This is a genomic window from Anaerostipes hominis (ex Lee et al. 2021) (assembly GCF_002270485.1).
Taxonomy (GTDB): domain Bacteria; phylum Bacillota; class Clostridia; order Lachnospirales; family Lachnospiraceae; genus Anaerostipes; species Anaerostipes hominis.
In genome coordinates, this window is record NZ_NQOG01000036.1 from 1 (window position 1) to 9,933 (window position 9,933).

Consider the following 9,933-nt stretch of genomic DNA (forward strand, 5'->3'; position numbering starts at 1 on the left):
TGCGGGTACTTAGGGCAGCGCCCTAAGCCCTCGGAGAGCTTAACGTTATCAATATCTACAGGTTTCAAGGTTCATCTGAGCCTATTTTTTATGCTCAGCTTTTTCATACATCACTTGACACTATCTTAACCTTCAAAAGCTAAACATGCTGCTCCAATCAGTCCACAATCTTCTCCTAATGCAGCTGGTACAATTTTTACATTATCTTTCAGTGCATCAAATACCTTTTCTTTTGCTCTTTTTTCAATTTCTTCAATAAATCCTGGAATTTTTAATGCAACACTTCCACTTAATACAAACAAATCTGGATCTAAGACTCCATACAAAATCGCAATAAAATTAGACAAATATTCGTATGCATCTTCCATAATCTGTTTTGCAAGTTCATTTCCTTCTTTTTCTAATTTGTAAACTTCTCCAGCATGTGCAACTTCCAATCCAACATTTTGGGCTCTGGTTGTAATTGCTGTTCCACTAGCGATTGACTCAATAGATCCATTTTTCAATGCCCCATGAGATGGTCCGTCTTCCCATAAGATACAATTTGCAACTTCCTGTGCAAATCCTTTGGCCCCTTGATAGATTTTTCCATCAATACACAATCCTGCTCCAACTCCTGTTGAAATTGTTAGAAATTGTACATGACTCTTTCCTGCTCCTGCTCCGATTACCGCTTCAGCAAGTCCCGCAAGATTTGCATCATTTTGTAATTGTACTTTTATTCCTGTAATTTGTTGCAATGCTTCTGTCAGATGAAAATAATTCCATCCTGGTAAATTTGGTGTTTCTAATATAATTCCATTAATTAAATCAAGTGGTCCTGGGCACGAAATTCCAATTCCTTCAATTTTCTGCCCAAATCCAACAATCACATCATTAATTTTTTCTTTCATCTTAAATATGGGTATCAAAAAATGACCAGAAAACACTCTGAATCTCATTATATTTTCTGGTCGCACATAGGAAATAAATAACAATGATCTATTGTTCATCTACTTGAAAAATATATTTTGTTGTAGCTTTATAAATTTCTCCCTTTCGCAGAATCACTTTGGGCTCCTTTTCAATATGTATGGAGTCTGGGAGAAACTGAGGTTCAATTGCTACACCGTCACGATTTTCATATGGTTTTCCTTGTTTTCCATTACATCCTTCATCTAAGAAATTTCCCGTATAAATTTGCACGGCAGGCAATGTTGTAGATACGGTCAATTTGCGTCCAGATTTTTCATCATATAAAGAAAGCTGATTTTCATCTCCTTTAACCATAAAAGAATGATCATAGCCTGATGCTAATTTTAATTGCTCACAATCATCATTGATTCTTTCACCAATTTTATGATAATCGTGAAAATCAAAAGGAGTATCTTTTACGTCCATAAATTCTCCTGTTGTACAACAATTTTCATCAACACATGCTATTTTGTCTGCGTTAATCTTCAAGTAATGATCATAAATTTTTTCTTTCCCTGCAGATAAATTAAAATAAGAATGGTTTGTAATATTGCACAGAGTATCTTCATCACTCCAAGCTTCATACTCCATCGTTAAGTTATTACCTGTCAGTAAATATTTAACTTTTAATTCTAAGGTTCCAGGATACCCTTCTTCCATATCTGGGGAGATACAGGAAAATAATATTCCGTTTTCAATGATTTCATAGCAGAAGATTTTTTGATCAAATCCAATCTCTCCACCATGTAAATGATTTGGTCCATTGTTCACCGCCAGCTTATATGTTTTTCCATTTAATTCAAAGCTTGCTCCTTTGATTCGATTTGCAACTCGGCCAACAATAGCCCCCATATAAGTTCCGTCTTCTTTACAATCTTCGATTTCCTCAAATCCTAAAACAACATCTTCTTGTTTGCCATCCCTGTCCTTGGCAAAGATGGACAGGATATGGCATCCAAGATTTGTTACCCTGATTTGAAGTTCATCGTTTTTCATTTCAAAGAATGTAATACCATTTTCTCTTTCTTCTATTACATTCACTGCAGTTATCATATTTTTTCCCATAACGACTCACCCTTCAGGTTTGATTGATAGATTAAAAGAAATCATAAATATGTTCAAAGTCCTGCATTGTTCCAAGAACTCCTGGAAGATTTTTATATTCTTCTTCTTTTTCTTTTTCGCATACGACAAGAATCTTACCGCATCCTGCTTTATATGCATTTTTGATTCCTGAGAAAGAATCTTCAATTACTAAGATGTCTTTCATCTCAACTCCTATTTTCTTTGAAGCATCTAAAAACATCTGAATTTTATTTTCATATGTTCCATCATCGTATACCAGCTTTTTAGGATCAATATATTTATCTAAATGGAAAGACTCCCTGAAAAAGTCAATATTTTCCTTAATTGAGGCACTTGCGATAGTGTAAGGAAACTTATGGTTTGTTAACCATTCAAAATACTCTACTGAGCCTTTTACTAAATGGAAATGTTCTTTATCTTTTTTGCAAAATTCACGATAAAATGCTTCTTTTTTTGAAGAATATTCTTTCACTTCTTCCAACGATGCCTTTCCATCCGTCATATATTTGATAATCTGATCGTTTGGTGTTCCATTAAATTTTCCATGCAATTCTTCATCTGTGATATCACATCCACGAAGCAGTCTAGAAATTTCATTCCAGGCTAATACATGTTTATCATTATCAAAGAACAATGTTCCATTGAAATCAAAAATGACTCCTTTATAATCTACCATACGTTTATACCTCTTTTGTTTCACTGACTTCTTTGTACCAGTATGCTGATTTCTTAGGATAACGTTCCTGTGTTTCAAAATCTATATAGAACAATCCATAACGTTTATTATATCCATTGGACCATGAGAACATATCCATTAAGGACCATACAAAGTATCCTTTAACATTGGCACCTCCTTCAATTGCTTTTGCAATCCACTGTAAATGACGTTTGATGTAATCAATACGTGGTTCGTCATCAACTGTACTATCTTTGAAATCATCTTTATATCCCATTCCATTTTCTGTGATATAGATTGCTTTATAATTTGGATACTGTTTTTTAATTCTCATGATCTGGTCATATAAACCTTCTGGATAAATTAACCAATCCCAGTCTGTTCGATCAATTCCTTCTTTAAACATATGCTCGCTGATTCCTTTTAATCGGTATACAGAAGTTCCTTTTGCCCCTGTACCATTATGATGAATCTGGCTTTCTCCATTGTATTCCTGAACAAAGTGACTCTGATAATAGTTAATTCCAAGATAATCATTACATGCTGCAGCTTTTTTCAGTAATTCCATATCTTCTTCTTTTGGAGCAAATGTTTTATTTTCTAACTCATATAAGAAATTAATATGTTTTAATGTATTTTCAGAATAATATCCTAAGAATGTTGCATCTAGTAAGAACTGATTTGTCAGTGCATCTTCTCTTTCTGCCGCTAAAACATCTCCCGGTTTTTTCTCATCATAAGGATATTTTGTTTCTAGGGAATGGATAATACCAATCTGACCTTCATATCCACCTTCTTCAAATGCAATGACTGCTCTCGCATGTGCAACCATCATGTTATGCATGGATTCAACAGTTTTAACTACATCATATTTTTCTCCTGGTGGGAATGTACCTGTAATGTACTGGCCAGATGATACTGGCCAGATTTCATTAAATGTAAACCAATAACGGATATCATCTTTGAATTCTTCAAAACAGAATTTTGCATATCTTTCATAGCAATCGATGGTATGTGGATTTAAGAAATCTCCATTTTTATGTAATTCATTTGGTGTATCAAAATGATGTAATGTGATAAATGGCTCTACTCCATTTTCTCTACATTTCTTAAACATTGCATGGTAGAAATCCACACCTTCCTGGTTAACTTCTCCCTCTCCTGTTGGGAAAATTCTTGACCATGCAATAGAAATACGGATTCCATTGACGCCAAACTGTTTACATAAGTCTAAATCCACTGGATATTTATGATAAAAATCACTTGCTGGATCAGGGCTGAACCAGCCCTGTTTTTCCAGATAATCGTCCCAGGCTACTCGTCCTTTTCCATGAGCTTTTGATTCACCTTCACACTGATATGCTGCAGTTGCTCCACCCATGATAAAATCTTTTGGTAATCTCATATTAATTATCTCCTTCTAAAATCTTAAATACAAATTTGATTGCTGCGTCTGGATCTCTTGTCAGTGCAATGTACTGTTTTCCTTCACAAGCTACACATTTAATTCCTAGACGATCTGTATCTTTCTTCAGATTTTCATAGAAAGCTGCTACCTGAGGTGCTAAAACGACAAGATCATAATCCTGCATGATATCTGTATGTGCTCCATAAGCTCCTGCAGCTGCGATTAATGGAATGTTTTTCTCTTCTGCAGCTTTCTTCAGAGCATTTGCTAATAATCCTGATGTTCCACCACCAGCACATAATACTAAGATTCTCTTAGATTTTAATGTATCTGCATCAACTTCAATCTGCTGTTCTTCAGAACCTACTTCTTCTAATCCTTTTTCTTTTTCTTCTTCACATTTCTCATGATCATAAACTTTAAAGAATGGATAGTATACTACAAAGTCTAATACTAGTAATGCAATAGCTAAAATTGCTGCTTTTAACGCCATACCACAACCAAGGAATAGTCCTAATGGACCTGGTGTTGTCCATGGTAAGATATATAAGAATGAGTTCATTCCAATATAATCAACGAAAATCTTAAATAACCATACATTTAAGATTGGTGCACAAATAAATGGTACAAAGAATACTGGGTTTAAGATTAATGGTGCTCCGAATAAGATTGGCTCATTTACTCCGAATAAAACTGGAACGGAAGAAGCTCGTCCAATAGCTCTTAACTCTTTTGATTTTGCTAAAAATGCAAACATCAAAGTGATCATTAATGTTGCTCCAGTACCACCAAAAGTTGCTACGAACTGCTGTACACCTGGTGTTAAAATATTTGCTGCATGATCTCCTGCCTGATATAACTGTAAGTTGTTTGCGATATTTACATAGTAGATAGCAGCTACTGCTGGTTCTACGATGGCTGGTCCCTGAATACCTACGAACCAGAACATTGCCATAGCTCCATAAATGATTGCTAATCCAACATATCCATCAGCTGCTGTAAACAGTGGCTGGAATACCTGAATGACTGCCTGTGCAAAACACATATCAAACTGTTTTCTAAAGAAGAAATCAAAGATTGTTAATAATAATACGCATGCTCCAAAGGGAATAACATCTTTGAATGTCTGAGAGATATTTGGTGGAACTGCATCTGGCATTTTAATTGTAATATTTCTTTTAATAAAGAATTTGTAAAGGTTGGCTGTAAAGAATGCTACTAAGAATGCTGTTAATAATCCTTTAGATCCCATATATCCTGATGCGAATCCATCTTTAATAGAATCTACAGCGACTACCATGAATCCGATCATAGAACACATCATTGTAGAAATGGCGTTGATCTGATTGTCTACTGGCATATCTCGGTTAAACGATTTTGTTAAGTGGTAACACGTTGTTCCTGCTACTACCAGACCTAAAATTCCCATAGAATAGTTATATGGTTTTAACAGGAATGCTTCTACTGTTTTACTCCAATAGAATCCAAAAATATTTGGTACATATGCCAACAGCATAAAGATACTTGAGAATAAAACGATTGGCATTGCGGAAACAAATCCCTCCTTAATCGCTTTTAAGTATCTGTTTCTTGCGATGGCATCAAAATACGGTTTCATTTTTTCAATTGATTGTATCAGTTTATTCATAACTTATATCCTCTCTTCATTTATTTTCTATAAACGTCAATCAATGTTCCAATGATGTCCTTCAATAATAATGATGTCATTAAATGATCCTGTGCGTGTGTCATGATAAATCCCATTGTAACTGTTTCTCCGTTTGCTTCTTCTTTCATGACATCCATTTGTGAGTTATGTGCTTCATTCAAGCAATCATTTGCCTGTTCAATTAAGCTGTCACATTCTTCAAAGTCTCCATTTTTTGCTTTTTCTAGTGCAAGTAATAATTTAGAGCGAGCATCTCCTGAGTAAGAAACAATTTCAAAGCTGATCATGTTTAATTCGTCTTTTGTCATAATAACCTCCTATTCTCGTATAATCGTAATGATCGTTGCAATCTCCGTCTCATTAATATATACGTTAAACTCTTTTTCCATTGGTTCCAGAATTTTTTTCACTTCTGGAACCATTTCCTTGTTCTTGTCAATCACACCTGATGCAATAAAACTAATGGATGGTGTGTATCCCTGTCTGATTCTGTCTAGTAAACAAACGATGTGAATAATCAATCCGATTTTTTTGTTCTCATCCAGTTTTACATTTAACAGATATTCTACTTGTTGCATGAAATCGTCCAGATATATTTCCATTTTGGCCATATCCAGTTCTGGAAAATTTCCCTCTAAATATTCATACGTTTCGGTGATTCCCGTCTTATCCAATTCATTCTGTGTTTGGATATAGTCATTTAGGTTTGTTTTCTCAGATTTCATTAGCTGATTAACGTCAATGAACTGATATTGATAGAGCAGTGGATCATAATCTCCTACAATCCCAACAATTTCTCCTTCATCTGCTATACCATCAATCATGCTATATAGCTGACCTTCATTTGTTAATACAACTCGTCTGATTTTTATATCATTCCAGCTCATATTTTCGTTTATAAATCGTTGAATTTTTTCTGCTTCAGTTTCAGATTTTGATATGATGACTACAATTTTATTGCTTCCATCATAATTTCTACTGTATGCTGCTGTCTTGAAATTTTCCTGAAGATATCCGTAAATATCATCTATTGCCTTTTCTTCACTTGCTTTGTTGCTACATGCTACACCAATTAATGTAATTGGTGATTCTACAAATCTGATGTCGATATTCGTTTCCGCTGCTATGGATTCTGCCATAGTCCTCAAAGATCCCATGTCATAGATTAGGATGATTCCTTTTCCTTGATCAATTCGAATAATCTCTTTCTTGAAGTCTTCATATGCTTCTTTCATGTTCTTATCTAATGGTAAGTTAAAAGCATATGTATTATTTTCATTAGAAAGTTCATTTACTGTTTTAACAACCGCTTGTGCTGAATAATCCCCATGCATTGCAATTAATGTAACAACCTGCTGTTTCTTTGTGACTCTTTCTTCTAAGAGGAACATCATCACAAACATAATCTCATCCACATTCAATTTTGTGTGAAAGATTTTTTCTGTTTCTAGAACAAATTCCTTTGCCAATTGATATTCCTGTGGATAGGAAACTGTCATTTGCGTGATTTCTTCATTTGATACCCTTTGTTTTGATTCATTTCTAATCAATGCTGAATTCATATGGAGACACAAGGCACACATTATCTTCTCGTCATATTTTATTTGAAACGTCTCTTCTGCTTTTTTCAAAAACATGTCGACATGTTCAATCATCTTGTTGGCAATGATATTTTTCAGCATCGTCCGATTGGAAATTTTCTCACTTAATTCGTTATAATACTTTTGGAAATCCTCTTTTAATGCAACAGATACATATGCGTCAATCTCTTCCTCTTGAATCTCCTGTTTCTTATACTTTTTCTTTCGATCATCGATAGACTGATAAATATCTTTCTTCTCTTCTGCCTTTTGTGCTTGCTTTTTCAGCATAGTAGAATGTGTAAATGCGTAAACATACTGTTCCGAAACTAACTTATCCAGTTCTTCCTTATGTACTTTCAAATATATAAGCCCTTTCCTTACATACGGTGGAAAATCAGAAAGCAATATTTCGATAAATTTATTTTTTGAACTTCCTTTCCGTGCATAACAGTTTACACATCCTGTATGGATATCTTTTTTTAATCCTGTCACATTGTCTACTGATTCATATAGGAGTAATGCAGATAATATCTTTGCATCCATTTCCAGATTCTTACCAATATTTGTAATTTCATCACATAAAAACCTTTGTACCAGTTGAAATCTCTCTTCCAAGGATCTCTCATTTAAGATAGGAAGTTTGATCTCGAAATCTGTTTTTTCTTGTAATGAATGATAAATTTCCTGATCCGCATTTGAATCGGTGCGACAGATTAAAATTCCTCTTTCTTTAGTAGAAAGTAAACGCCTCCTTTCATAGGCTGGAAGCAAATCAATATGATTGATCAACAGCATTCCATTTTCTGATTGATTTAGAATTCCAACTTCATCTTCAGTTCCAAAAAGTAGCTTCTGTTGATAGTCTGGAATTTCTCGGTAAGCTTTACAATCAAATGTTAATAAAACTTCTTTGTTTTTAACTACGCCGGATTTCACAGCAAACTGAAAAACCGTTTCTGCAAAATAATGTGCTCCACATCCTCGTTCTGCAGTTATAAGAATACTTGACCTTCCTTTTGGATAAAGGATCGTTGCTTTCGCAACAGCTACTGCATCTTTTAATGATTGATCATAGCCGATCAGTCTCTTAAAAACCTCTTCTGCTTCTTCAGATAAGTTAATGTATTGATACATGACCGGGCGCCCTTTTTGCTTGATCAATTTTCCTTCATTAACTAATTGGTTTAAGATACTGCTTAAATTGGTCCTTTGCATACCTAACTTCCCTGACAAAAAGTTCGTAGTAAATCTTGGATATTCATCATGTTCAAATTCTAATGAATATGTTGTAATGAATTCATATACTCGTTCTTTGTTGTTCTTATTCAGTTTCATATGCAACTCCTATTCTGCGCTGTACTTACCAGCTGCCTATACTATACTCAAATCAATACTTTACTTCAATTTTGCAAAACCACCCATTTTTTATACACATAAGCTGTTTTTTCGAATGTGTATAGGTTTTTTTACATTTTTTGCTATACTATATTACCAATTTTACCATGTGTATAGGTTTTTTTTCTACATTTATTCAAGATTATACACATTTTTTTTATTTTTTTTTATTAAAACCTAAAAATACAGATATTTTTATACAGATTCCTCTATCTGTTCTCTCCTTTTCTAATATTTTATTAGGCATTTGTTAAATGCCAAAGCCCTTTGATTTTACTGGATTTTCTTGCTTGATTTATATAAATTTTCTCTCCGCTCATGGTAAAATAGAATCATGACAAACCACCTTGTAATAATCTCTCGGAATCCTGAGTGATTATTATCGGCAACAGCCGAGAAACGTACTTTGAAAAGTAAATATTATTTAAAACAGAAAAAAGAACATAGAAAATAGACATAGCTGTCGCTATGCCTGAAAAATGGTGTATAATAGTTAAAGGATTATGCCACATCTAAAATCAACTTTCTCAGGGTGGATTCATAGGGCAAATCCCAAGCATCCAAGTGCTGCAGCATAAGGATGTGATATAGGCGGCAGTACCACATCTTAGTTGAGCGGTGCCTGCCGCTTTCTAATTGAAAGTCTATTTTCTCACGTTTATTCGAACGTTCAGCTGAAGTTCTGAATAGGAATTCCATCTTTTGCAATGGTAAAATCATCCTTATATTTCATGCTGATTCCGCGTTTTTTATTTAAGTCGATAAAAGGCTGTATGCCGTTTTCACGACAATACCGATAATACGGCATGGTATCATGAGCAGAATCCAAAAGCCATTTGCTGATATGAAAATCAGGAAGAAAGGCAAATCACTTTCCGAGTTGGATGCAACCAGCATATATAAATCGTAGCCATGATAAAAACAGTCTCGAGAAGAATCATATCCGACATCACAATCGGGCTGGGAAAAGTAGCGGTCGCAATCACACGAAGTGATACCATTTTCGGAACACTTACAGATACGGTGTTTCCGTTTACGTGCAGATGTAACAACAGGCATACCGTCACCGGCAATGGAAAGATTGGAGGTATCAATCAATCCTTTGGAGATGGAAACGGTTAAAAATTCATGGTTGTAAATCTTGAAAAGAGAAGCATATGGT

General features: G+C 34.5%; 7 protein-coding genes and 1 pseudogene. All 8 read right to left on the reverse strand.

The window, feature by feature from the left end:
* Positions 1 to 125: 125 nt before the first annotated feature.
* A complete protein-coding gene (locus tag CI597_RS16890) occupies positions 126 to 929 on the reverse strand; it encodes an ROK family protein (protein ID WP_024728923.1) in 804 nt (267 codons plus the stop codon).
* A gap of 52 nt (positions 930 to 981) precedes the next feature.
* On the reverse strand, positions 982 to 2,019 hold the full coding sequence (locus tag CI597_RS16895) for an aldose epimerase family protein (RefSeq protein WP_243167417.1): 1,038 nt from the start codon (positions 2,017 to 2,019) through the stop codon (positions 982 to 984).
* 31 nt (positions 2,020 to 2,050) lie between these two features.
* Positions 2,051 to 2,716, reverse strand: coding sequence for an HAD family hydrolase (locus CI597_RS16900; protein ID WP_024728925.1), 666 nt, complete (start codon positions 2,714 to 2,716; stop codon positions 2,051 to 2,053).
* Between the two features lie 4 nt (positions 2,717 to 2,720).
* Positions 2,721 to 4,127 (reverse strand): 6-phospho-beta-galactosidase, encoded by a 1,407-nt coding sequence (gene lacG / locus CI597_RS16905; RefSeq protein WP_325052345.1) that lies wholly within the window; start codon positions 4,125 to 4,127, stop codon positions 2,721 to 2,723.
* The gene (locus tag CI597_RS16910) at positions 4,123 to 5,772 is read right to left on the reverse strand and encodes a PTS lactose transporter subunit IIBC (protein WP_024728927.1); all 1,650 of its coding nucleotides are present in this window, start codon (positions 5,770 to 5,772) and stop codon (positions 4,123 to 4,125) included. Before CI597_RS16910 ends, lacG begins: the two co-directional genes overlap by 5 nt.
* A 20-nt stretch (positions 5,773 to 5,792) precedes the next feature.
* Positions 5,793 to 6,101: a PTS lactose/cellobiose transporter subunit IIA gene (locus tag CI597_RS16915; RefSeq protein WP_024728928.1), complete on the reverse strand. Its 309-nt coding sequence runs from the start codon at positions 6,099 to 6,101 to the stop codon at positions 5,793 to 5,795.
* A gap of 9 nt (positions 6,102 to 6,110) precedes the next feature.
* Positions 6,111 to 8,711, reverse strand: coding sequence for a PRD domain-containing protein (locus tag CI597_RS16920; RefSeq protein ID WP_024728929.1), 2,601 nt, complete (start codon positions 8,709 to 8,711; stop codon positions 6,111 to 6,113).
* Between the two features lie 813 nt (positions 8,712 to 9,524).
* A pseudogene (locus tag CI597_RS19070) lies at positions 9,525 to 9,933 on the reverse strand (hypothetical protein); the annotation flags it as partial.

Excerpts from the sequence above, each read along its gene's own strand:
- CI597_RS16895 (WP_243167417.1), bottom strand. The coding sequence starts at position 2,019 with ATGGGAAAAAATATGATAACTGCAGTGAATGTAATAGAAGAAAGAGAA.
- CI597_RS16900 (WP_024728925.1), bottom strand. The coding sequence starts at position 2,716 with ATGGTAGATTATAAAGGAGTCATTTTTGATTTCAATGGAACATTGTTC.
- CI597_RS16910 (WP_024728927.1), bottom strand. The coding sequence starts at position 5,772 with ATGAATAAACTGATACAATCAATTGAAAAAATGAAACCGTATTTTGAT.
- CI597_RS16915 (WP_024728928.1), bottom strand. The coding sequence starts at position 6,101 with ATGACAAAAGACGAATTAAACATGATCAGCTTTGAAATTGTTTCTTAC.
- CI597_RS16920 (WP_024728929.1), bottom strand. The coding sequence starts at position 8,711 with ATGAAACTGAATAAGAACAACAAAGAACGAGTATATGAATTCATTACA.